26 protein-coding genes and 1 pseudogene are annotated in these 23,943 nt (G+C 50.2%); 20 read left to right on the forward strand and 7 right to left on the reverse strand.

The window, feature by feature from the left end; all coding sequences use genetic code 11:
• Positions 1 to 243: 243 nt before the first annotated feature.
• From MPHASIOC01_RS12820 to MPHASIOC01_RS12900, 17 genes and pseudogenes are all read left to right on the forward strand, one after another.
• Positions 244 to 602: pseudogene (locus MPHASIOC01_RS12820) on the forward strand (hypothetical protein).
• 33 nt (positions 603 to 635) lie between these two features.
• On the forward strand, positions 636 to 1,460 hold the full coding sequence (locus tag MPHASIOC01_RS12825) for a DUF2303 family protein (RefSeq protein ID WP_353614805.1): 825 nt from the start codon (positions 636 to 638) through the stop codon (positions 1,458 to 1,460).
• Positions 1,461 to 1,591: 131 nt separating this feature from the next.
• Positions 1,592 to 2,122 carry an HD family hydrolase gene (locus tag MPHASIOC01_RS12830; RefSeq protein ID WP_353614806.1) on the forward strand — a complete coding sequence of 177 codons (531 nt, stop codon included), beginning with the start codon at positions 1,592 to 1,594 and terminating at the stop codon, positions 2,120 to 2,122.
• On the forward strand, positions 2,119 to 2,955 hold the full coding sequence (locus MPHASIOC01_RS12835; protein WP_353614807.1) for a DNA adenine methylase: 837 nt from the start codon (positions 2,119 to 2,121) through the stop codon (positions 2,953 to 2,955). Before MPHASIOC01_RS12830 ends, MPHASIOC01_RS12835 begins: the two co-directional genes overlap by 4 nt.
• Positions 2,952 to 3,416, forward strand: coding sequence for a hypothetical protein (locus MPHASIOC01_RS12840; RefSeq protein ID WP_353614808.1), 465 nt, complete (start codon positions 2,952 to 2,954; stop codon positions 3,414 to 3,416). Before MPHASIOC01_RS12835 ends, MPHASIOC01_RS12840 begins: the two co-directional genes overlap by 4 nt.
• The gene (locus tag MPHASIOC01_RS12845) at positions 3,400 to 3,618 is read left to right on the forward strand and encodes a TraR/DksA family transcriptional regulator (RefSeq protein WP_353614809.1); all 219 of its coding nucleotides are present in this window, start codon (positions 3,400 to 3,402) and stop codon (positions 3,616 to 3,618) included. Before MPHASIOC01_RS12840 ends, MPHASIOC01_RS12845 begins: the two co-directional genes overlap by 17 nt.
• Positions 3,615 to 3,815, forward strand: coding sequence for a hypothetical protein (locus MPHASIOC01_RS12850; protein WP_353614810.1), 201 nt, complete (start codon positions 3,615 to 3,617; stop codon positions 3,813 to 3,815). Before MPHASIOC01_RS12845 ends, MPHASIOC01_RS12850 begins: the two co-directional genes overlap by 4 nt.
• Positions 3,812 to 4,150, forward strand: a complete 339-nt coding sequence (locus tag MPHASIOC01_RS12855) for a hypothetical protein (protein WP_353614811.1) — start codon at positions 3,812 to 3,814, stop codon at positions 4,148 to 4,150. The genes MPHASIOC01_RS12850 and MPHASIOC01_RS12855 overlap by 4 nt, the downstream gene beginning before the upstream one ends.
• Positions 4,147 to 4,413, forward strand: coding sequence for an antitoxin (locus MPHASIOC01_RS12860; RefSeq protein ID WP_353614812.1), 267 nt, complete (start codon positions 4,147 to 4,149; stop codon positions 4,411 to 4,413). Before MPHASIOC01_RS12855 ends, MPHASIOC01_RS12860 begins: the two co-directional genes overlap by 4 nt.
• Entirely contained in the window at positions 4,410 to 4,811 is a 402-nt protein-coding gene (locus MPHASIOC01_RS12865; RefSeq protein WP_353614813.1) for a ParB/RepB/Spo0J family partition protein, read from the forward strand. The genes MPHASIOC01_RS12860 and MPHASIOC01_RS12865 overlap by 4 nt, the downstream gene beginning before the upstream one ends.
• Positions 4,808 to 5,035 carry a hypothetical protein gene (locus MPHASIOC01_RS12870; RefSeq protein ID WP_353614814.1) on the forward strand — a complete coding sequence of 76 codons (228 nt, stop codon included), beginning with the start codon at positions 4,808 to 4,810 and terminating at the stop codon, positions 5,033 to 5,035. The genes MPHASIOC01_RS12865 and MPHASIOC01_RS12870 overlap by 4 nt, the downstream gene beginning before the upstream one ends.
• Positions 5,035 to 5,742: a DUF551 domain-containing protein gene (locus MPHASIOC01_RS12875; protein ID WP_353614815.1), complete on the forward strand. Its 708-nt coding sequence runs from the start codon at positions 5,035 to 5,037 to the stop codon at positions 5,740 to 5,742. Before MPHASIOC01_RS12870 ends, MPHASIOC01_RS12875 begins: the two co-directional genes overlap by 1 nt.
• A gap of 100 nt (positions 5,743 to 5,842) precedes the next feature.
• Positions 5,843 to 6,127: a hypothetical protein gene (locus tag MPHASIOC01_RS12880; protein ID WP_353614816.1), complete on the forward strand. Its 285-nt coding sequence runs from the start codon at positions 5,843 to 5,845 to the stop codon at positions 6,125 to 6,127.
• 18 nt (positions 6,128 to 6,145) lie between these two features.
• On the forward strand, positions 6,146 to 6,709 hold the full coding sequence (locus MPHASIOC01_RS12885; protein WP_353614817.1) for a 3'-5' exonuclease: 564 nt from the start codon (positions 6,146 to 6,148) through the stop codon (positions 6,707 to 6,709).
• Between the two features lie 38 nt (positions 6,710 to 6,747).
• A complete protein-coding gene (locus MPHASIOC01_RS12890; RefSeq protein WP_353614818.1) occupies positions 6,748 to 6,957 on the forward strand; it encodes a hypothetical protein in 210 nt (69 codons plus the stop codon).
• 2 nt (positions 6,958 to 6,959) lie between these two features.
• Positions 6,960 to 8,147 carry a phage integrase Arm DNA-binding domain-containing protein gene (locus MPHASIOC01_RS12895; protein WP_353614819.1) on the forward strand — a complete coding sequence of 396 codons (1,188 nt, stop codon included), beginning with the start codon at positions 6,960 to 6,962 and terminating at the stop codon, positions 8,145 to 8,147.
• Positions 8,148 to 8,799: 652 nt separating this feature from the next.
• Positions 8,800 to 10,182, forward strand: coding sequence for an efflux transporter outer membrane subunit (locus MPHASIOC01_RS12900; protein WP_231889150.1), 1,383 nt, complete (start codon positions 8,800 to 8,802; stop codon positions 10,180 to 10,182).
• 78 nt (positions 10,183 to 10,260) lie between these two features.
• Here MPHASIOC01_RS12900 and aguA read toward each other — a convergent pair whose 3' ends face one another.
• Positions 10,261 to 11,343, reverse strand: coding sequence for an agmatine deiminase (gene aguA / locus MPHASIOC01_RS12905; RefSeq protein ID WP_064595116.1), 1,083 nt, complete (start codon positions 11,341 to 11,343; stop codon positions 10,261 to 10,263).
• A gap of 3 nt (positions 11,344 to 11,346) precedes the next feature.
• Positions 11,347 to 12,231: an N-carbamoylputrescine amidase gene (gene aguB, locus MPHASIOC01_RS12910; RefSeq protein ID WP_064595118.1), complete on the reverse strand. Its 885-nt coding sequence runs from the start codon at positions 12,229 to 12,231 to the stop codon at positions 11,347 to 11,349.
• A 594-nt stretch (positions 12,232 to 12,825) separates the two neighbouring features.
• Between aguB and adhP the strand changes: the two genes are divergently transcribed.
• From adhP to MPHASIOC01_RS12925, 3 genes are all read left to right on the forward strand, one after another.
• Positions 12,826 to 13,839, forward strand: a complete 1,014-nt coding sequence (gene adhP / locus MPHASIOC01_RS12915; protein ID WP_064595122.1) for an alcohol dehydrogenase AdhP — start codon at positions 12,826 to 12,828, stop codon at positions 13,837 to 13,839.
• A gap of 228 nt (positions 13,840 to 14,067) precedes the next feature.
• Positions 14,068 to 15,975 (forward strand): methyl-accepting chemotaxis protein, encoded by a 1,908-nt coding sequence (locus MPHASIOC01_RS12920; protein ID WP_064595124.1) that lies wholly within the window; start codon positions 14,068 to 14,070, stop codon positions 15,973 to 15,975.
• Between the two features lie 164 nt (positions 15,976 to 16,139).
• Positions 16,140 to 17,627, forward strand: coding sequence for a SulP family inorganic anion transporter (locus MPHASIOC01_RS12925; protein ID WP_353614820.1), 1,488 nt, complete (start codon positions 16,140 to 16,142; stop codon positions 17,625 to 17,627).
• Positions 17,628 to 17,671: 44 nt separating this feature from the next.
• On the opposite strand, the gene mgtE is transcribed toward MPHASIOC01_RS12925, so the two are convergent.
• From mgtE to apbE, 5 genes are all read right to left on the reverse strand, one after another.
• Positions 17,672 to 19,108: a magnesium transporter gene (mgtE, locus tag MPHASIOC01_RS12930; protein WP_064595128.1), complete on the reverse strand. Its 1,437-nt coding sequence runs from the start codon at positions 19,106 to 19,108 to the stop codon at positions 17,672 to 17,674.
• A 199-nt stretch (positions 19,109 to 19,307) separates the two neighbouring features.
• Complete coding sequence (locus MPHASIOC01_RS12935; RefSeq protein ID WP_353614821.1) at positions 19,308 to 20,954, reverse strand: multidrug ABC transporter permease/ATP-binding protein; 1,647 nt, start codon at positions 20,952 to 20,954, stop codon at positions 19,308 to 19,310.
• Between the two features lie 85 nt (positions 20,955 to 21,039).
• Entirely contained in the window at positions 21,040 to 21,681 is a 642-nt protein-coding gene (gene alkB, locus MPHASIOC01_RS12940) for a DNA oxidative demethylase AlkB (RefSeq protein WP_064595132.1), read from the reverse strand.
• Positions 21,659 to 22,768 carry a bifunctional DNA-binding transcriptional regulator/O6-methylguanine-DNA methyltransferase Ada gene (gene ada, locus MPHASIOC01_RS12945; RefSeq protein WP_353614822.1) on the reverse strand — a complete coding sequence of 370 codons (1,110 nt, stop codon included), beginning with the start codon at positions 22,766 to 22,768 and terminating at the stop codon, positions 21,659 to 21,661. The genes alkB and ada overlap by 23 nt, the downstream gene beginning before the upstream one ends.
• 67 nt (positions 22,769 to 22,835) lie before the next feature.
• Positions 22,836 to 23,879 carry an FAD:protein FMN transferase ApbE gene (gene apbE / locus MPHASIOC01_RS12950; protein ID WP_064595134.1) on the reverse strand — a complete coding sequence of 348 codons (1,044 nt, stop codon included), beginning with the start codon at positions 23,877 to 23,879 and terminating at the stop codon, positions 22,836 to 22,838.
• Between the last annotated feature and the right edge of the window lie 64 nt (positions 23,880 to 23,943).

Here is a 23,943-nt window from a genome sequence, read left to right on the forward strand (position 1 = left end):
AGACCACTGCGAAGGAACGCAAATGCTGTGTAGACCTTTGGCGGTACCAGATCTTCAACCCAACACCAGGAGGATGAAGATAGTGTTCTGACTGGTACCGCAATTTTTTACACAACACACAAGGGCATCACCGGGTGACGGGCTCATTCCCCAATCCGCCCGGGTGGTTGCAGCCACAGGTGCCCTTTTGTGTTGTGTGGAGAAACTAACCGGCGGTGATGCCGCCATTCTGAGGGTAAACCGATGGACAAAGAGCGCTTAACCAATGTCCCAGACTTCTTTGGGGAGCTTGATGGCGGAGTCTTCGAAACAAAATCGCCGCCGTTCTCAATGATGTGGCTTCTGGCGTACTCAATAACCGTGCAAAGGGCAAAGTCACTATCAGCCTGGAGATCAGCCCGTTCGACGATAACCGGGTAAAAATTTCTCACAAGTTGTCTTCCGTGCGCCCAACTGCCCGCGGCAAGTCGTCTGAAGAAGACACCACGGAAACACCGATGTACGTCAACCGGGGCGGCAAGCTCTCGGTATTACAGGAGGACCAGGGGCAACTGTTCACCCTGGCTGGCGAGGCTGACGCGAAATTACGCGGCACCAATTGATTTATTACTTACCCGACAATTTAAGGATCGTTCATGTCACAGCAACTTGATTCAACCGCCATTGACCAGGTACGCGAACTGGTAATGAGCCAGCTGGCAGAAGAAAAGCTTGCCGGTGCTGACTGCCCGGCAGTGGCTCTGCCTAAAACTGTTAATGTTCAGTCACTGGAAAATCTCTATGCCGGGCGTTTTCGCTTTCGTGGGCAGATGGAAACAGCCAGCATCGACGACTTTGTCCGCTATTCCACTGGCTATGCCGCCGAAGGTACCCGCTGTTTTATCAATGCCGACAAAATGCGGGCGGCTTCCGTATTCAACCTGGGTACGCTTGATGAACCCGGCCATGCTGATAACACTGCCGTTCTCGCACTGAAGCGCACCGCGCCCTACTCTGCGCTGCTGAATATCAACGGCGAGCGTAACAGCCAGAAGCAGCTGGCCGAGTGGCTGGAAGACTGGTCCGATTATGTCACTGGCTTTTCGGCTGACGGTGAAGTCATCGATGCCAAAAAGGCTGCAGCTTCTGTTCGCAAAATCACAATTGATGCCGTCCGCAGTGCTGACTATGAAGATCAGGACTTCAGTGGCAAACGCAGTGTGATGGAAAGCGTGGAAGCCAAAAGCAAAGACATTATGCCGGTGGCCTTCGAGTTTAAGTGTGTGCCGTATGAAGGGCTGGAAGAATACCGATTTAAAGTGCGCATGAGCATTCTTACCAGTGATTCTCCTGTTCTGGTTCTGCGTATTGTCCAGCTTGAAGCCTACGAAGAAGAAATGGCCCAGGAGTTTCGTGACCTGCTGGTTGAGAACTTCAAAGACAGCGCCGTAGAAACCTTTATCGGCGTATTCCAGGCCTGACTGCCCAGCCTTAAATGCCCCACCCGGGGCATTTAGTGAAGCGCATTCAATTTAATTATCGCCACCCGGCGAGGGATCCACTCAACCAAAATTCAGCGCGGTGCAGCGCGTAAATAATACGGAGAACTGCCATGAGCTTTATTCAGACACTGTCTGGTAACCATATTGATTACCGAAATATCAGCCATGATGCTATTTGCATTGAGGATATTGCTACTGCCCTTTCCCATGCCTGCCGGTTCGCAGGGCACCTGCCCGAGTTTTATTCCGTCGCCCAGCATTCAGTTCTGGTAAGCCAGCTGGTACCCGGTGAATTTGCCTTTGAAGCTCTGATGCATGATGCCGCTGAGGCCTACTGCTGTGATATTCCGGCACCACTGAAAGCACTGTTACCTGATTACCGGGAAATAGAGCGCTACGTGGACAGCGTTATCCGGGAAAAATACGGGATACCGGCAGAGCATAGTCAGGTCGTCAAATATGCAGACCTCATCATGCTGGCTACCGAACGCCGGGATCTCGATATTGATGATGGAACTCACTGGCCGTGCCTGGAAGGTATTTCACCTACAGATATGTTCACTGTTAATCCTCTTCGACCCGGCCAGGCATTCTCGCTTTTCATTAACCGGTTTAACGAACTGGAAGGGTTGACCGCATGAAAGCGAACACTGTTATTAAACATCCAGCAATTCGCTATCACGGCGGCAAATTCCGCCTGGCACCATGGATCATTGAGCAGATGCCAGAGCATATCTGCTATGTCGAGCCATTCGGTGGTGCTGCTGGCGTACTTTTACAAAAACCCCGCAGTTACTCAGAGGTTTATAACGACCTGGATAGCGAGGTAGTTAACCTGTTTCGGGTACTGCGTGATCCTGAATTCAGCCTGCGCCTGAGAGATGCCTGTGCCCTGACCCCCTATTCCCGAGACGAGTTTTGTACAGCTCAGCAATTAACTTCAGACCCGGTAGAGCGCGCCCGCCGCATGGTTGTACGCGCATGCATGGGATTCGGTTCTGCTGCAGGTATCGGTGGACAGTCAGGATTTCGCAGTGACAGCAAGCGTAAATATGCAACTGCTGCACATCTCTGGGAAAGGTATCCAGAAAATTTGGCCGCAGTCTGCCAGCGTCTGCAAGGTGTCATCATTGAAAACAAAGATGCTCTGGCAGTAATGCGCGCCCACGATGCAGATACCACCCTGCATTACATAGACCCGCCATATATTCAGGAGACTCGCGTTCAGGGCAACCGCTATTACAACCATGAAATGACAGTCGAAGGGCATGAGCAACTGCTTGCCGTGGCCAGAACGATGAAAGGAATGGTGATGATTAGTGGTTATGACCATGACATTTACAACGATGTGCTGACTGACTGGAAGAAAACAGAAAAAGAATCGCGTATCAGCGCAGGCCGGGGGACAAAAGTACGCACAGAATGCCTCTGGATTAACCCGGCAGCACAACAAAAACAGGAGGATGTAGCATGAATATGCCTCTGAACGATATGCCGATTGAAGAGCTGATCCGGACAGCCCGCAGTTATGCCACCAGCATGACACCAATCACTACGTATACCGAAATCATGCACGAACTGATTAACCGTATAGATGCACTGCGTGTGCGAGGGAAGGTTCTGGTTAACGAAAATGCGGCCATCAAATGCATGAATGACTGCCTTGCGGAAGAGTTGCGTGTCCACCAGCCCGCTGGTGCTGAAATGCATCTTATCTGGAAGCGATGCGAAACCCCGCTTACCGATGAAGCCATTACAGCGATCAGGGCTGAGGGTGTGGGGATGTTTGCAGAAGAAATGGCTGCACAACATACAAAATTGCAGTCTGGAGGTTATTTCGACAGGCAGGTTGCGATCTACGGGAAAGTATCAGAATTGGCGGAATCGTTCGCCACTCAACTCCGCCAGGGGGTGAAAGATGGCAGAGCTTATTGATGAAGCCAACGAACGCGCCGAATTTAATATCAGCATAGCAATAGCCAATGCCCGTATTAATCACAGTGCCGTTTCCGCAACTCACTGCAAAGGCTGTGGTGAACCTATTCCAGAAAAGCGCCGTGTAGCCGTTCCTGGCTGCACCATGTGTATTGAATGCCAGAACTTCACTGATAAACGTAAAAAGGCAGGTATCGCATGAGCCAACCTAAAACCCATACCGGCATTGTTATTACGAAAGAAGGTGAAAAGAAAGTCCAGTTGCGTGAAACACCTACCACCTGGTGTGTCGGGAAAAGTGAAACCTATGACAAATTCACTGGCCGCCGTTGTGGTGCACCACTGACAAAACGCCGACTGATTCTGTCCAGTATTAAGCCTATGGAGTCAAAAGCATGAACAGCCAGAAGATTACAGCGTTACCTGTCGAACGTACTGAGGATGGCTACTTTTGCCATCCGGCCTATTCGGATCTTTTTGGGGGTCGCGATGGTATCAGCCAGGAGGAATACGACAACTGGCTCAAAGAGAACAATCTGGAAGACTGCTGGGCTTATCTTGAAAACAGCGATGACGAAGTAACCCGTAAACGCTTTTTCGAAACTGGCGATCCTGATCTTTCCAGTTGGAATCCTGAAAGGCCAGAGGGCGATGGGTGGTTTATAGGATGTATTGCAGATCATGAAGATGGGCCGTTTTGCGTCTGGTTTAGAGATAAAGGGCCTGCAGCATGAAACAATTCATCGTAATAAACCAATACGCCTGGTGTAACGACAGCGGTTGTGGAATCACCTATGCATCTGACCATGAGGCATTTAATGACCGTGAAAATGCAATTAAACATGGTTTCGAAATTACCGGATCCGACGATTTTAATATCGGTGTAATCGAAGATGAAAAATTAATTTCTTTCGACTGGATGGATAAACCAGTAGGCGAATCGAAAGAAACGATAAATGAAATTGCCGAGGCTATCGGGCTGGATGGTGCCGCATGAGCATAGTAAAAGGCCAGCTTATTAGTAGCCAGCGCTATCTGGACCAGTCGAAGGTGCTCGATAGAGCATCACGATTTAAACGGTTTTTTGTGTCTGTTTACCCCATCGTTCTGCGTGGGGTTCAGTACACCATCCTGGTTGATGGGCATCACAACTATGCGGCAGCAAAACTGGCAGGTGTTACACCTGATTACCGTCCGGCCACTAAAAAGCTGATGAAAATTATCAGTGGTATGTCAGAGCATGAGCGTGAAGCTCTGTTTATCAACAACATCACAGATAGTAATTATTACTACGTTGATACAGGTGAGGTGGTTAAGGAACTGCTGTTGCCAGATACATCATGCAAATTTCAGGCTCATGCTGGTAATCAATGGGTGTTGGGTGGCTCGAAATGACAACCAAAACTACCGCTCGCCTAACTACTGGCGCAACAGTAAACCTGACCATCCAGATCCGTAATCTTGGCTCATGGGCACCTGACTGCCCGTTACACCAGGTGTATTCACAAGCTATTGCTGAGGCAAAGCATCGCGTGATTAAAGCGTTTGAAGGGAAAAATATCTCATTTGTTGGTGAGCCGGTCGTGCGTGCCATCACCACTGATATGGAGAAGAAATAATGGCTAAAGAAATGACTTTTGAAGAGGCAAAAAGCCAGTTACAGGCTGCCATATCAGGCCAGAATGCAAAATACTGGGTCTATACCGATGCAGTTAAAACTATTCTTGACGCTCTCAACCAGGAACCGTTTGGTTTTGTCACCGAAAGATGCGCCAAGGAAATGCATGCCAACGATCACGATGAAAATCACTGGATGTGGTCTATTTCAGCAGTAGTCATTGGATGCGATCCAAAACTCAAGCATGTGGTTCCTGTTTACCTGTGGCCCATCAGCACAGCTACAGCCACTAACTCTCCGGTAATTCCGGATGGTTGGAAGCTTGTGCCGATTGAACCAACAGAGAGCATGATTGTTGATGGTTTTGAATCTGAGCCTGATAGCTTCTTCAGTGCTCCAGATGTATGGAAGGAATACAGTGAAATGAGTGGATGCAGGCAGGCTGCGCACCGGGCGCGTCTTTGTTATAAAGCTATGCTCTCCGCCGCACCTCAACAACCAGTTTCAGACGGCTGGGTTAAGTGTAGCGACAGACTTCCAGAAGAAAATGGTCCTGTCCTGGTTCATCAGGAAGGTGGCATTATTTTCTGCGCTGAGTATGAAGAAGATGACTGGTTCTGTCCCGATGAATTCCCGAATGTTCCAAAACAGGGATGCGAAATCACTCACTGGATGCCATTACCTAACCCACCAGCACCGGAGGCCTGATATGCGATATTCACCAGGCGCTCTCATGTTCATGGGATTTATGGCGGTGGCGTTCTTCACGGCTATCGGTTATCTCACAGTGCTGGTTATGGAGTAAGTAATGCCAAAAATCACATTTGTTGTTGATTTTGAAGATGGTAAAGAACCTCCGGTACATTCAGGAATGAAGATATTTGGTGGAAGCATCGTTTCTGTTGCCTTCTCTGATTTAAACGAACGCATTGAAGATCTGGAATCAAGAACCCTTAAAGTCAGTTTGCCAGATCCAGGACATGCCATCTTCTGGCATCAGAGAGACTTTTTAAGCAACACATATAAACGCTTTGTTGTCGAAGCGATCCAAACAGCAGGTATTATCAACCGCATCGAAACTGAAGTTCGGTAACGGATTTAGAGAGACATAATGAACCACTTAATGATTGATATTGAAAGCATGGGCACTAAATCCAACGCTCCAGTAGTTTCCATTGGTGCCGTATTTTTCGACCCTGATTCCGGTGAGTCAGGGCCTGAGTTTTACCAGGTCATTGACCTTACCAGCGCCATGGCCAGCGGTGCCGTTCCTGATGGCGATACTATCTTGTGGTGGCTTAAGCAATCACCCGAAGCGAGGGCAGCAATTACCACCAGCGATAGCGTCTCTATTAATGCGGCGTTACTCGGCCTGAGCGCGTTTATTAAAGACAACACTAATGCTGACAGAGTCCAGATATGGAGCAATGGCGCGAACTTTGATGGCGTTATTCTTCGATCCAGTTATGAACGTGTTGATATTCCCTGTCCGTGGAAATTCTGGAATGAACTGGATGTACGGACCATTGTCGCTATGGGGCGTGCGGTTGGTTTCGATCCGAAGCGAGATTTACCCTTTGAGGGTGACCAGCACAACGCTCTGGCTGATGCCAGACACCAGGCAAAATACGTATCAGCTATTTGGCAACGCATCGTAAAACCTGAAATTGTTTAAACGCCGGGTGCAGCCGGCTAAGTAGTGGAGGACAGACCATGGCAAAACTAATGAAAGCGAGCGCCTGGGGAAAACGCGAGTTTGTTCCAGGATCAATCCCTGATAATCGAACTATAAAACGCTGGATTGAAGATGGGCTACTGCGTGGCCGGGTTGTTGACGGAGCCGCATGGGTTTGTTCATCCGAAAACTGGGGTGTTGATTCGATGGTAAGTCAGGCAGTTCGCCAGTTGATAAATGAGGATTGACCATGGCGGCAAGGCCAAGAAAAAGGGAGTACAGACACCTCCCTGATTACCTAATCTTTGATAAAGAAAGAGGTGTCTATAAATTTACTCTTATTACAGGGAAAAAGAAGAATCTCGGCAAAGATCGGGTGATGGCTATTGCCATTGCCCGTGAATATAACCAGAGGATGAGATCAGACAATATTCCTTCAATTGAGAAACTGATTCGTGATTCTGGCGGTATTAATGGTGAGGCGCAGCCATTTGCACTTCATGCTGATGCACTTTTAAAACGCGCTATAGAAGATGAAAAGCCAAAATCTGATACTGCCGCCATGTGGTATAACGATATTGAAAGAATCAAAGAATATTTCTCTGATATAGCTGCATGTGATATCGAATTAGAACACGTTAATGGTTACATAAAAAAATATCATCCTGACTCATCGGCAAATGTTCAAAATAGAAAGGTTTCATTTTTAAAAAAACTATTCAGTTATGCAGTTGATGAATCATTAATGTTTGATAACCCAGCGGCAAGAAAGAAGATGCGGCGTGTAGATGGTAAAACAAGGCGTCGTCTGACAATGGATCAATTCATGACTATCCGTCAATCAGCTGAGCCATGGTTAAGAACAGCTATGGACCTGGCACTACAAACAACACAGGCAAGGCTTGAGGTATCACGTATACGTTATTCAATTAAAGAACCTAAAGAGGGGGTTTGCGGATGTGTCTGGTTAGATAATGAGGAAAATGGGATATATGGAACGCTTTATATTCACCGGCAAAAGGTTCAACACAAAGAGGCTTCGCATGTGGCAATCCCTATTGGTGCAGCGTTGAAGATAATTATTGATAACAGTCGTGATAGCGTAGCAAGCCCTTATGTTGTGCATCGTCTACTTGAAAAGCGAAGTAATCCAATCAGCAAGGAAGTCACTCATCCAACACAAATAGCCCCTGACTATCTGAGTCGAGCATTTTCAGCACTCAGGGATAAAATAGGCGTAGCTGCTGAACTCCCTATAGAGGCACGCCCAACCTTTCACGAAATACGAGCGCTAGCGGCTCATTTATTCGAAATGCAGGGCATAGATCCTCAGGCCAGAATGGCCCACAGCGATGCTAAGTCGACAAAGATATACACACAGAATCACGTTGACTGGGTACATGTTCCACATGCTGAGATCGTCTACAAAGCAAGCTAAATCTATGGGGAAAAACTACCCGCTAAGTCATTGATGTATATAGCGTGAATTTTGTTAATTTTGCACTGTTTGTTTATACATGTAAATGCACTAAAAACCCTTTAGCCATGCGGGTTACAAGAGATTTAAAGCGTTGTCATGGGGTGTCGGGGGTCGGAGGTTCAAATCCTCTCGTGCCGACCAAATTCCCCAAGAAAACCAGCCTGTTAAGGCTGGTTTTTTTATGCCTGTGGTTTGGGTGGGGAATCATGGGAGAATAACCTTTGGCGTTACATCTCCAGCCAGTCATCCAACGCGACTTATCCCGGTTTGTTAATGATGCAGACCATTTCCCTGACCACCGGTCTCCCCCGGCTTCATTCACCAAACGCACTGAAGCAGTCGCTGCCACAAATCATCTTCCTTTACATACTATTGGCTGAAGTATCCGCAAATATTGACCAGAACAAAGTCTTCTGGCTATGCTGGCTTTTTAGCACAAATGGTCATTAACCGCTGTTCTGGCACGAAAAGTGTGAACTCTTGTTCTCAATTCGTGGAAAATGGAACCTGACGTGTTGATCCACACGGCGCATCACTTATTTCTTATTTCAGGTAACTCAACATAATGAATGCTAAAAATGCCCCACGTCTTTCTTCATGTGGACTGTTATTGAGCCTTTTACTCACCGGATGCGCAACATCAGAAGGACTTACCACACACAACAGCGTGCTTTCACCTGACTCACTTCAGGCACAAAAAAGCCTCGCTGGTGTTCATTTCAGCCCGGCTGCGTGGCCCCAGCAAGCATGGTGGAAAAACTTTAATGATCCACAGCTAAACCAGTTAATAGACCAGGCTCTCGCCAGCAGCCCTGACCTGCAAATTGTCAATGCCCAGGCAGCAAAAGCCAATGCTGCGGTCGTTGCAGCAGAAGCCGCGCGGATGCCAACCCTTGATGCTGATGGTAGCGTCACCCGTTCACGCATTGCCAGAGTGGATGATCCGTTACTGGAAGGCCACCGTTATTCAACTCTGCGCTCCGCCTACCTCAGCGCCAGCTATACGCTGGATTTGTGGGGTGGGCAGAAAGCCGCCTGGGAATCTGCGTTGGGCGCAGCCCGTGCCAGCGAAGTGGATAAACAAGGTGCCCGGTTGACTCTGGCCGCGAATGTCACTCGCGCCTATATCAACCTGAACCTGAATAAGGAGCTGGAGAAACTGGCAGAAGAGAACGTTAAACGTACTGAATCTATCAGCCAGTTGCAGCAGAAATATTTTGCTAACGGTTTATCCACCCGTTACCAGTACAACCAGGCGCGCGCCACAGCGAAAAGTGCTGAGCAGGCATTAACGGCCGCCAGACAAGCCACTGTGGATGCAGGTATCAAGCTCTCTATTTTGCTTGGGAAAGGGCCAGATGCATGGCGCAGCCTCAGGCAGGTTCAGTTAAGCGTACCGCAAAATATGACGCTTCCTTCCGATATCCCGGCTGAACTGGTTGGCCGCAGGCCTGACGTTGTGGCTGCACGCTGGCGGGTTGAATCCGCTGAAAAAAATATCGCCGCAGTTAAAACCGAGTTTTATCCCAACATTAACCTGGTGGCTGAAGCCGGTAGCCGTAATCTGTTAGGCGATGCGTTCTTTGGCGCACCCAGTCAGTTCTTTAATATTGGGCCAACATTGTCTTTGCCTATCTTCGATGGAGGCAAACGCCGTGCTGACCTCGCCACCAGCAATGCGGACTGGGATCTGGCCGTAGCGCACTATAACAGTACTGTTATCAGTGCGCTGGGTAACATCAGCGACAGTATTGTGTCGATGAAATCCCTCGGTGAGCAAACTGATCAGGCACAGCAGGCGAACCAACTGGTTCACAGTGCGTGGGATGACGTATCCAAAGAGTACAGTGCAGGCCTGAGACCTTTCCTTGATGTGTTATCACTGCAAAGTCAGTTGATTGAATCAGACCAGCAGGTTGCTGAGTTAAAAGCGCAACAACTGAACCAGGCTGTCTTGTTGATTGAACAACTGGGCGGTGGGTTTAAGGCCTGATTTGCTGAGCGATATCTAAATATAACGCCGCCAGTGGCAGAACCTGGCGGCGTTTTTTTATTTCCGAAATAAGGCAAATCAGGCAGGAATTTGCTGAGTGATGCAGTGAATGTTACCGCCACCCAGTAAAATTTCCCGGGCAGGCACACCAGTAACCTGGTAGCCCGGATACATCTCATGGAACAATGCCTGTGCGACGGGATCTGTTTTGGTATCCAGCAACGGGAAAATAATTTGTTGGTTACTTATCAGGTAATTCACATAGGAACCAGCCAGGCGATTCCCCTGCTGGCGTTCAATGGCGCTTCCTGCATGGACACTGGCTGTTTCTTCTTCGCTGGCAAATAACGGGCCTGGAGCTGGTAGTTTCCAGACCTTCAATTTACGGCCACGAGCATCCGTTGACTGTTCGAGCACCGCCAGTGCCGCCTGAGAGCGGGCATACTGTGGGTCCTGTTCATCGTCAGTCCAGTGCAGTGCCACTTCGCCCGGACGCACAAAACAGCACATGTTATCGATATGGCCGTCGGTCTCATCATTAAACACGCCCTCTGGCAGCCAAATGAAACGTTCAACACCCAGGTAGTCATGTAAATGCTGTTCAATTTCGGCTTGTGACAAATGCGGGTTACGATTCGGGTTCAGCAGGCACTCGGCGGTGGTCAGCAATGTGCCTTCGCCATCGACATGAACAGACCCCCCTTCCAGTACCAGTGAAGTCGGATAACCGGCAAAACCATGATATTGCAGCACCTGGCTGGCAACAGCCTGGTCTTTATCCCAGGGTGCATACAGGCCGCCCTGCTCGCCGCCCCAGGCATTGAAAGTCCAGTCCACGCCACGCCGTTCCCCTGCACTGTTGACGACAATGGTTGGCCCGGTATCACGCATCCAGGCATCATCACTTTCCATTTCCACCAGCGTGACACTGGCAGGCATAGTGCCCTGAGCTTTGCCAAGCTCACTCGCAGGCACAGCCATAAACACAGGCGTGGTTTGCGCAATGGCGCCGGCGACTGCGGCAAAAGCCTGCTGCGCTGGCTTACCTTCATTACGCCAGTTGTCTGTGCGGTAAGGCCAGATCATCCACACTGCCTGTTGTGGTGCCCACTCGGCAGGCATCATAAACCCATCACGGCGGGGGGTTGTCATCTCAGACATGGCTTATCTCCGGGTAGTGCCATCAGAAGTGGCAATCGCACCGTACATTTCCGGGCGACGGTCGCGGAACAGCCCCCAGGATGCACGTTGCGCAGCGATAGCGTCCAGGTCAAAGGTATGCACCAGAACAGTTTCATCCGTTTTGTTAGCCTGTTTAACCAGTTCGCCGGTCTGGTCAGCAATAAAAGAAGAACCATAGAATGTCATTTCCAGGCCTTCTATATATTTACTGGCTTCGGTTCCAATACGGTTGGAAGCGATAACCGGCACCAGGTTTGCTGCTGCATGGCCTTGCTGAACGCGAGTCCAGTGCGGCTGGCTGTCGATTTCCGGGTAAGCGGGTTCAGAACCAATTGCAGTTGGGTAGAAGATAACTTCAGCACCCTGCAATGCAAGGCTGCGGGCCGTTTCCGGGAACCACTGGTCCCAACAAATCCCCACTCCCACTTTGGCATAGCGCGTATTCCACACTTTAAAACCCGTGTCACCTGGGATGAAAAATTGTTTCTCCTGATAAGCCGGGCCATTAGGAATATGGGTTTTACGGTAAATGTCCATCACCGTGCCATCGGCATCAATCATGACCAGTGAGTTGTAATAGGCGTTGTTCGCTTTTTCAAAGAAGCTTAGTGGCAGCACCACTTCCAGCTCTTTTGCCAGTGCAGAAAAATGGCTGATTAGCGGGCTGTTCGCAACATCCTGCGCCAGCGCGTAATGTTCCGGGCTTTGATCAATGCAAAAGTAAGGCGCCGCGAAGAGTTCCTGAATCAGGATAATTTGCGCCCCCTGGGCATGGGCTTCACGCACCAGTCGCTCAGCATTGGCAATGTTGTTGTCCAGCTCCCAGCTACAGGCCATTTGAGTGGCAGCGACAGTTACATTTCTCATTAAAAAATCTCCTGATGTTAGAGAATAGTGCTTACCAGGCTGCTTTTGTCCCACAGCCTGCACCCGGTGCAGCATTTGCCCACCAGGCGATAAAAATTCTGTTCAATAGTAGCAGACTCCCCGGGCAGGCCGAAAATATTGCCATTGTGACCAGAGGTTATGCGCGCCTTTTAAACGCAAACCATCAGGTCTTCAGCACCAGCTGCAAGGGGTGAGACACTATACGGATCCCGGCACCCAGACTCAATCTGTCCCGCGGTAAATTCTGACGACTTGCCGTTTTACCCCACAATGCAATGGCACATATACTCAAGAACTTCTAAACAATAGTCACTACGCTAATGTGGCAATGTTGCTAATTTGTTGCACAAGAAAATTACTTACCTTCATGGCAATCAGGTGCATAAAATCTTCAGAAGTCATCTACGCTAATGATATCAGCATGATTTAATAAATTTTTTCTTTTCGAATAAACTTTATCGAAATAATACCTTAGAATTAATAATCGATTTGGAATTATTCCGAATCCATACATCTGAATAAATGTTATCCAGATGCTACAAACAAGAAGCCATCAATAGTCAAGGAGTGCAAATGAAAGCAGCCGTTGTGAACAGTCATCACCATGTTGATGTCGTCGATAAAAAACTTCGCCCACTGGAGCATGGTGAAGCGTTACTGTCGATGGAATGTTGTGGGGTTTGCCACACCGACTTGCATGTAAAGAATGGCGATTTCGGAGACAAAACCGGGGTTATTCTTGGTCATGAAGGGATTGGAGTAGTCAAAGAGATTGGGCCGGGGGTCAGTTCACTGAAAGTGGGCGACCGGGCAAGTGTTGCGTGGTTTTTTGAAGGCTGTGGGCACTGTGAATATTGCACCAGCGGTAACGAGACACTGTGCCGTAACGTGAAGAATGCGGGCTACACCGTTGATGGCGGCATGGCAGAAGAGTGCATTGTGGTGGCAGACTACGCGGTGAAAGTACCCGATGGCCTGGACTCAGCGGCAGCAAGCAGCGTGACCTGCGCGGGTGTGACCACTTACAAAGCGGTGAAAGTGTCAGAGATCAAACCGGGCCAGTGGATTGCCATTTATGGTCTGGGTGGCCTCGGCAACCTCGCATTGCAGTATGCAAAAAATGTTTTCAACGCCAAAGTCATTGCGGTGGATGTCAACGATAAACAACTGGCCTTCGCGAAAGAAATGGGCGCTGACCTGGTGATTAACTCCCGCACAGAAGACGCGGCGAAGTTCATTCAGGAAAAAACGGGGGGTGCACATGCAGCTGTTGTTACGGCGGTGGCTAAAGCAGCTTTTAACTCCGCTGTCGATGCCGTGCGCGCCGGTGCCCGCGTGGTTGCAGTAGGCTTACCGCCAGAATCAATGAGCCTGGACATTCCACGACTGGTGCTGGATGGCATCCAGGTTGTGGGTTCACTGGTTGGCACACGTAAAGACCTGACTGAAGCGTTCCAGTTTGCCGCTGAAGGTAAAGTCGTGCCTAAAGTAACCCGTCGCCCCATTGAAGATATCAACACCATTTTTGAAGAGATGGAACAGGGTAAAATTCAGGGCCGTATGGTAATTGATTTCGGGCAGAAATAACTCTGGTACACAAAGGCGCTGCGGCGCCTTTATTTTTTTAATAAATAGCACTGTATTAATCATTATTAATACGTTAAGAAAACTAAATAATAAATTTAGCGTCAATTAAGAGTTTATACATTAAAAGTCATAGCCTTAGAATTACCTCTTTTTGGGTAATCTTTTAGTAAAGTTCATTCACCATACACCGATAACCTCTTTACGCCTGTAAAAAAGAGGTTGCCACGTATGTCATGGATTTACCGAATATCAATAAGAAATAAGCTGTTACTCGTATTGTCGCCACTGCTTTTAGCATTATTAGGCGTAGCCGGAAATGGGTTTATTTCTCACTACGCTGTTGAACAGCAAATGAAAACTGTTTCCGGGCTTACACAAATTGCCGGAACACTCGGCGACACAATACATGAAATTCAAAAAGAACGCGGCCTCAGTGCCGGCTACCTCGGCAGCAAGGGCCAGCAATTTCGTTCTGAGTTAACCGCGCAGCAGCAACTCACTGACCAGGCGTTAAAAAAAGCCGAACATAGCCTGACACAACTTGCTCAGACTGAGCATTTAAGCAAATTGACTGAACTTGTTGACCAGTTTTCACAGCAACAGCAGACAATAAATACATTGCGAAGTGGTGTCAGTGACTTATCCATCGCAACACCGCAGGCGCTGGCCAGCTATACCAGAATGGTGAATACCCTGCTGGATATTGTCGGCAATATCAGCCACCTGCCCCAGCCAGGGGTAATTCTCAACGACCTGATGACCTATTACGCGCTATTAAACATCAAAGAACAGGCAGGCATTGAGCGCGCACTGCTCGCCAATACCTTCTCAGCCGGTAAATTTATGCCGGGCATGTTCCAGCGTTTCAGTGAGGTTGTCGGAAAACAAACCTCATGGATAACAGCTTACCAAACCTTTGCCACGGCTGATGACCTTAAACTCTGGCAGCAAACCCAAAACCTGCCCGCAACACAAAAAGCTCTTGCCATGCGCCAGCAGGCATTCATTCACGCAACAGATAATCAGTTTGGTATTCAGGGGCCAGACTGGTTCTCTGCCCAGACAGAACGAATTAATTTATTGAAAGAACTGGAAAATACCCTTTCCAGCCAGTTATCTGGCGATGCACAAAAAATTACTGACACTGCCCGTACAGACTGGATGAGTTACCTTGGTGCCACAGTACTCGCGCTGCTGGTTTCGCTGGGGTTCGCATTACTGATTACCCGCAGTATTGACCAGCAACTCAAAACAATTTTGCACAAAATTCACACCATGGGCAACGACCTCACCCAACGGTTACCTGTCCCGGGAACTGACGAACTGTCGCGTATCAGTGGAGCCTGGAACGCGATGACCGATAACCTCAGGTCTACAGTGATGGAAATAAAGCAAGGCGCTGACGTGCTGTTAAGTGCCAGCGATGATATCGCCCAGGGCAACCAGGATTTGGCACAGCGGACTGATGAACAGGCGGCTTCACTGGTAGAAACAGCGGCCAGCATGGAGCAGATATCGACCACCGTTAACCAAACCGCTGAAAGCGCCCGTCAGGCACAATTGCTGACAACGGAAATGGAAAATGAGGTGCAGGAAGCAGACAGTATTGCGATTGAAGCCAGCCGCAGTATTGAAGCCGTGCGTGAGTCCAGCGAACAAATTTCCCACATCATCAGCTCTATTGATGAAATCTCCTTCCAGACAAATTTGCTGGCACTGAATGCTGCCGTGGAGGCTGCGCGAGCAGGCGAATTGGGAAAAGGTTTCGCAGTTGTTGCAACCGAAGTTCGTAATCTGTCCCAGCGTTGCGCACGGGAAGCGGCATCCATAAGAGAGTTGGTAACGGTGACCATGGAGAAAATTAACGAAGGCGTTGAAAAGGTTAATGCTTCGGGCGAAACCCTGCACCTTGCAGCCGCCAATACCAGCAGGATGCGCCAATATGTTACCGATATTGCCCATGCCGCCAGTGAGCAGTCACTGGGCATTCAGCAAATTGATTTGGCTTTACATCAGCTTGAACAGGTGACGCAGCAAAATGCTGCCCGGGTTTCTGAGGCAGCCACCGCCAGCCAGACGCTGAACCAACAATCAGAAGCAATGACTTCACTGGTTAACCGTTTTACTCTGAATTGACCCGGTAACGGATGGCAGCAACAGGCTGCCATCCGCGTTAAAAAAACGTAAAAACTGGTAAATTTCTGGTATTCACTGTAGTATGCCCACCTTTCTCAGGCAGTGTTTGCCTGCCATCGCAGCCATTTCTGGCCCCCCGTCAAAACAACGAAACCTGCACAACAATGAAAACATTATCTGATAACCCGACAACGGCTGTGTCAGTTGCCGATGTCTTACGCTCACCAGGGCGTCTGTTTCGCGAATCCCTTGCCGGTGTACTGACTGCGCTGGCATTAATCCCCGAAGTTATCTCTTTCTCGGTGATTGCTGGTGTGGACCCCAAAGTCAGTCTGGTCGCCTCTATTGTATTATGCCTGTCCATGTCTGTACTGGGGGGACGCCCGGCAATGGTTACGGCGGCTGCGGGTTCTGTCGCGCTGGTGATTGGACCAATGGTGCGCGACCACGGTGTGGGCTATATCATGCCAGCGGTGATTCTTGCCGGTATCATCCAGATAATGTTTGGTACCCTGGGGCTGGCCCGCATGATGCGCTACATTCCCCGCTCGGTGATGACCGGTTTTGTTAATGCGTTAGGGATCCTGATTTTCTTCGCCCAGGTTCCTCATGTGTTAGGGCAAAGTACGCTGGTCTGGGCGCTGTTTGCCGCCACACTTGCCATTGTTATCTTTTTACCCAGAATCTTTAGCGCGATTCCGGCACCACTGGTCGCTGTGGTTCTGATTACCACGATATCGGTTTCTATGGGCCTGGCTTTACCCGTTGTGGGTGATGAAGGCCCAATGCATGCTGGCCTGCCATCCATTAACAGTCTGATGGTTCCCCTGAACCTTGAAACACTGAAAATTATCTGGCCCTGTGCGCTGAGTGTTGCATTTGTTGGCCTGATGGAGTCACTTCTCACTGCCCGCCTGGTGGATGACCTGACTGATACACCGTCCAGTAAACGCCGGGAAAGCTGGGGACTGGGCGTCGCCAACATTTTTGCCGCGTTTTATGGCGGAATAGCCGGTTGCGCCATGATAGGCCAGACAATTGTTAATGTTGAGCTGGGCAAAGCCCGTACCCGGGTTTCCACCATTGCTGCCGGGTTGTTTCTTCTCCTGATGGTGACCGGGCTCAGTGAGATCATGGCGAAAATCCCCATGGTGGTGCTGGCAGGCATCATGATGATTGTGGCGTACAAAACCGTTGACTGGCACAGCCTGCAACCCAAAACGTTACGCCGTATGCCGCTACCAGAAACACTGGTAATGCTTGTGACCGTGATTACCACTGTCTGGACCGGTAACCTGGCAATCGGCGTGGTTGGCGGTGTTATCTTCGCCACCCTGTTATTTGCCCGCCGTGTGGCCCATGTGATTCATGCAGAACGCCAACTGGATGAAGCAGGCCACACGGTGTATTACCAGGTTCGTGGCCCACTGTTTTTCGCGAGCAGTAACGACTTGTTTGAACATTTCAACTATGCGGATGATCCACAGAACGTGGTGATTGATTTAACTCATGCACAAATCTGGGATGCATCCACAGTGGCTGCACTGGATGCCATCGAACACCGTTACCAGAAGCACGGTTGCCAGGTTTCGTTTGAAGGGCTGGATATGCGCAGTAGCGAATTCCACGCACGTCTGTCCGGAAAGGTTTAAGGAAGCACTCAGTCACCGGGCGGGTTCCCTGCCCGGCTCTGATGTTACAACAGGAAAATGGTTGCCAGGCCAAGGAAAATAAAAAAACCGCCGGTATCAGTAATAGCAGTGATCATCACACTGGAACCGACTGCCGGATCACGTCCCAACCGGTACATCGTCAACGGGATCAACACGCCCATGATTGCCGCCACTAACAAGTTAAGCACCATAGCCAGCGTCATCACGCCACCCAGTTGCGGGTCTTGATACAAAAGCCAGGTCACCACGCCCATCAGACCACCCCAAATCAGGCCATTAATCAGCGCAACGCCCATTTCACGAAACAGCAAAAACATAAAGTTCGCTGGCTGAACCTGCTGCAAAGCAAGCGCCCGGACAATCATCGTGATAGTCTGGTTGCCGGTATTCCCGCCAATGCCCGCCACAATTGGCATCAGTGCGGCCAGTGCAACAAGCTGGGCAATCGTGTGCTCAAAGCCATCAATCACCCGGGAAGCGATAAACGCGGTACACAGGTTGATGGCAAGCCAGGCCCAACGGTTTTTTACCGCTTTGCCTACCGGGGCGAAAACATCTTCGCCACTACTTAAGCCCCCCATACGCCGCAGGTCTGAATCTGTTTCTTCGTAAACCACATCAACGATTTCATCAATGGTCAGGCGCCCCATCAGTTTTCCCTGGGCATCCACAACGGCGGCACTGATGAGGTTATCACGTTCGAAGGTGCGGGCTGCTGCTTCGTCGTTGTCCAGCGGAGAAAAGGTGGTTGGATCAGACACCATGACATCACACACCAACGCTTTTGGTGAATGCAATAAAATACTGGTAACGCCCAGCTCACCAATGAGAATACGATCCCGCCCCACCACAAACAGCTTATCGGTGTTTTCCGGCATTTTTCCCCGGCGGCGTAAATAGCGTTGTACGGCTTCCAGCGTGGTATCGGAACGGATGGTGATCACTTCAAACTCCATGATCGCCCCCACGCTGTGTTTATCGTAATCCATCACCTGGCGAACACGATCCCGCTCCTGAGCAGGTAAGGACGCCAGTAAACGGCCGGTAAGATCACGGGGAAGGTGTTGCACCAGATAGATCTGTTCGTCAATATCCAGTGTGCTGAGTGCGGTCATTAATGCCCGGTCACTCATTTCATCAATCAGATCGTCCCAAACACTGGCTGAGGCTTCAACCAGCACTTTACCGCGCTTTTGAACTGCAACCAGATGCCATAAAGCATGGCGTTCTTCAGCCGGTAAACCTTCCAGGGTATCCGCCAGATCAGGCGCAGGCAGGCGGGCCACCAGCTGGTTCATTTCACTGATATCGTCATTTAACCGACCCAGAGTATGCGGTTCACCCTGAGGGAGTTTGCCTAAAATGGCAGGTACCACCATTTTATTAGTGGAAAAGATAGATAAGATGCGCGCACGGTCTTCAGCGCGATGCCGGGCACTTTGATTGATAAGTAATGACATGAATAAGACTTTCCCTGCTGACAGTTATCACCAAATGCTCTCCGGGCAAGTGGCTAAGACATATCGCTGCAGATTAACGTTTTCCCGTTATATTCCGCAACGACAGGCTATAGTGTAACAGTCTGCCCCTCTTCCCCCTATAAACCCTTAACTTTTTCAGTAAAAAAAACCAGCCCTGAGACTGGTTTTTCGCAAAAAATTAATTTGCGGTACGGGCGACGGCATCGCGTGATGCCTGTTCCCGCTCAGTACCGGTTAGTTCACTGAGCCTCCCCTGGCGCATTTCAAGCAAGCGATCAGCATGGATAAAATAGTGATCATCGTGGCTGATGGCAAAAATGGTCTTTCCTTTTTCCTGAATTAAGGGCAGCAAAACCTGGTAAAACTCGCGGCGAAAGTGCGGATCCTGGTCTGCGGCCCACTCATCCAGTAAAAGAATATCGCGCTGCTCAGCCAGTGCCAGCAATAAAGCCACCCGTTTTTTTTGCCCTTTTGAAAGGTTCAGATTATTGATTTTGCCCTGGTCTGTTTGCAATTTCCCCGCCATCTTCAGGCGTTGTAACCACTCATCCACTAATGCCGGGTCGGCGGTTGTTCCCTCCGGCCCGAGCAGCGTGTCAAACAGCCACACATCAGTAAACACGGCTGAAAACAGCTGCCGGTAAGCATCCATATTGCTGTCATTAACCGGTTGCCCGTCCAGCAAAATTGTACCGGAAACCGGCGGGTAAAGCCCAGTTAACAACATTGCCAGCGTGGACTTCCCGCTCCCATTGCCACCAATCAAAAAAACCTTCTCACCACGCTTCAGAGTAAGATTTATCGGCCCGACATGAAACTGGTTATCCGGATAGTGGAACACCACATCCCGCAATTCCAGCGTTTGCCAGGGCTTGCTGCCTCCTGGTCGCGGGAAGCCTGGCTGGTAATCAGCAAGGGAGAACTGTTTTAGTTTATTGAAGGCAACCTGGGCACTCAGCAACGTGGGTAATGCCCCTACAGCAGAAAGCAATGGTGTGCGTAAAAAGAGCAGTGTCAGTGAGTAGGTGGCAGCCACATTGGTATTAGCCCAGCCCAGGCTGTTCGCCATCCAGAAAACCAGACCGATGGCGCCCAGCATCATGATATTCGACCAGTTAACAGCACTGAGGTGAAAGGTGTCTGCACGGATAATATTTTTGCGGTAATGAACGGCGTCCGGCAGATAAATTTGTTGGTAAATATACTCAGCGCGTTCGCGGTTAAGTGCCAGTTCTTTACGCCCTTCCAAAACCGTCTGGTAATCCTGATACAACCGGTCTTCGGTTTCACGCAACACAGCCATATGACGGTAAACCCGTGCAACCAGAACAAAACCGCCCAGAATAGTCACCACCAGCCATATAGCGGTAATCAGCAACATTTTCGCAGACAACCAGGCAAGCCATACGGCAGAGCCCAGGGTTAAAATAATACCCTGAACCAGTTCAGGCAGGCGCACAAACGCAATGGTGATATTGCGCACATCACTGGTCAGACCGGCAAGTAACGAGGCGCTCCCCATACTTTCAATATGTGCTATTGGAGTATCGAGCAAGCGTTTAATAAATTCACCGCGCAGGCGGAAAACGAAATGGTGGCCCAGTGTGGTTAACGCCAGTTGCGACCCTAAAGTCACCGCCATCAGTAACACCAGTAGCCCGAGGAACTCTGGCAACACACTCAAAGCGTTATCTGCCACTTCAATCAACCGCTGGTTAATAAACGCGATTAAACCAATCCCCAACGCCGCACTGGCAAAACTGAGCGCCATGACACCAATAAACGGCCAGCGATATTGCCGCCAGACAACACGTAGTAATTCCATAACGCCTCAAGCGCAATCTGTTAACCAGCGGGCAGTTTAAACGGATCACCTCTCAGGGCAAGAATAATTCTTATTTTAATTCGCTTTAACAGGTTTTGCGGAAGGTCAGATTGTAGCGAACAGCACCAGTATCCGGGTGAGCGCCTTCTTTGAGTGGCTGCACACCATGGTAAAACAGCCGTGATGGCCCACCCCAAACCACAACATCCCCGTGTTCGAGTAACACCCGTTGAACCGGAGACTGCCGGGTTGCCCCACCAAACTGGAATACGGCAGGTAACCCCAATGATACCGACACAATAGGCGCCGCTCTGTCCTGCTCATCTTTGTCCTGGTGCAGTGAAAGCCGTGCCCCTGGCACATAACGGTTAATCAGGCAGGCATCCGGGTGAAAATCGGGGTAACCCGCTTCTTGTGCGGCCCGCTGCGCCAGCAAACGCAAATTAGCAGGCATATCCGGCCAGGGTTTGCCAGATAATGGATCGTGCGTGGTATAGCGATAGCCATGAGCATCACTGTGCCAACCCTTTTGACCACAGTTGGTCATAGCAACTGACATCGTCAGGCCACCTGGAGTAACCAGGTGGCGAAAAGTTGCCTGCGACGCCACTGCCGTAATCGTTTCTAACAACCCTGAAGCCTCATGCAGGGCAAAGCGATGGAGCACCACTGCCCCCGGCACCAGGTCAAAACGCCAGGGGAGTTCATCGGCGAATAAGCTCATCAACAGAGTCCTCTTCCAGTAATGCCTTCTGGTTCTGGTTACGTTCCTTAGCCAGTAATGCCGCTTTGCGGGCAACCCCCCAGCGGTAACCAGCCAGAAGCCCGTCATGACGTACTACGCGATGGCAGGGTATAATCAGTGCCAGTTTATTCGCCGCACAGGCACTGGCAACCGCCCGGAAAGCGGCAGGACGCCCAATTTCCGCTGCTACTTGCTGGTAAGTACGGGTTTCACCATAGGGAATACGCTGTAACTGCTGCCAGACTTGTTGTTGAAATACCGTGCCGCGAATATCCAGCGGCAACTGTGCCAAAAGCGCGTCGCCATGAGATTGTGATTGCGCAACCAGTGCCAGCGCCTGACGAAGTAGTGAGTCCTCAGACAGGTCTGCTGCCAGGCACTGCATTGCCGGAAACATTCCCTGCAGTTGCTCCGCTAATGCGCTGTCGCTGTCACCCAACAATACCGCACATATCCCCCGTTCACTCCTGGCAACCAGGCAACGCCCCAATGGTGAATCTCCGGTAGCCCAGTACAAGGCCTGGCGAGCACTTTGCTGGCGAAACTGCCGCCCGGTCATGCCCAATGCAGTGGCCGCCTGCTGGTAATAAGGTGAGAACGAATTAAACCCGGCATCCAGCACAGCCCGGGTGACCGTTTTCCCTGATACCAGCCCTTCCCGCAAACGTTGGGCACGCAGCGCGCGTTGCCATGCGGCAGGCGTTAACCCGGTAACCGATTTAAACTGGCGGTGAAAATGATATGGGCTGAGTGAGACAGCCTGGGCAACAGCTGCCAAAGAGAGGGTTTTGTCACTTTCAGACATCATTCGGCAGGCCAGCGTGACACGCTCAACCACCGGTGTTGCATCATGCTTCGCTGGCTGGCAGCGCTTGCATGGCCGAAAGCCTTGTTCCTGCGCAGCACCCGCATCCGGGAAGAAACGCACATTTTCCCGCAGCGGGTGCCTTGCCGGGCAGGACGGGCGACAAAAAATGCCCGTGGTAATGACTGCAAAAACAAATTGCCCGTCCTGCCGGGTATCCCGGACCTGTACTGCCTGCCAGCGTTGTTCATCATTCAGTTGCATAATCACGCCTCCTGTATTCAGTACAGTTTGCCGCATGGGCTACAGGATACCTGCTGTTTCTTGCTGTTTAATTTTTCTCACTCAACAAGAACGTTTTGAACTGTGGCGACATCCAGGTTTTAAAACCCGAGCCCTCTTTATAGATAAGGTAGACTGCCAGCCCTTCTTTCTCTGCTACCACTTTCGCTTTTTCAGTACCGAGCACCATCAGCCCAGTATCCCAGCCATCTGCTTCCAGTGCCGTTGGGGAAATCACAGTCGCAGAAACCAGCTTGTGCTGAATAGGACGCCCGGTTGCCGGGTCTATTACATGGGAGATGCGTTTGCCGTCCAGCTCATAATAGTTACGGTAACTGCCAGACGTACTGATACCATGCCCATTCAAATCAACCACCGCCTGAACAGCATTTTCCTGGTCAGTGGGTTTTTGAATAGCAACGCGCCAGGGCTTGCCTTCAGCATTTGTCCCACGCGTCATCACCGCTCCGCCGACAGATACCAGATAGCGCCCGATGCCTTCCTGCTCCATCAACCGGGCAAGGTGATCAGCAGCATACCCTTCCCCCACGGTGGAAAGATCAACATACAAATCAGGGATATCTTTCTGGATCCACTGTTTATCCGCACGATTAATCACCGTCAGGTGTTGCAGGCCTGTTTTTGCTTTAGCGGCATCAATTTCTGCCTGCGTTGGCCATTTTACTGGTTGTTTATCCGGCCCAAATCCCCACAAATTTACCAATGGGCCAACTGTAATATCCATCGCCCCGTCTGTTTTCGCGCCAATACGCAGTGCACCAGTAATGATATCCGCCATCGCTTCACTAACCGGCCAGGGGGCAGTACTGGTGGACTGGTTGAATTTCGACAACGCTGAATCTGGCTTCCAGGTTGAAAGCATCTGGTCATCACCATCCAGTTGCGCCTGAATACGGGTGCGTAATTCAGCGCCCCGTTCAGGGTCTACGCCCGCAAGGCTTACCCGCCAGTAAGTACCCATGGTTTTGCCTTCCAGCACCAGGGCTTGTGAAGCATCAATCCGGCTGCTTTCATCGCAACCGCTCAGTAACAGTGCCGCAGCAAGCAAACCGCAACTTAACATCATCCGCATTTGATTATCTCCATTTAAACCCGCGCAAGAGTACAACAAAACAGACACCTGCGGGTTAAACATC

Origin of the sequence: Mangrovibacter phragmitis (assembly GCF_040429585.1) — a bacterium.
In the GTDB taxonomy this organism is placed as follows: Bacteria; Pseudomonadota; Gammaproteobacteria; order Enterobacterales; family Enterobacteriaceae; genus Mangrovibacter; species Mangrovibacter phragmitis.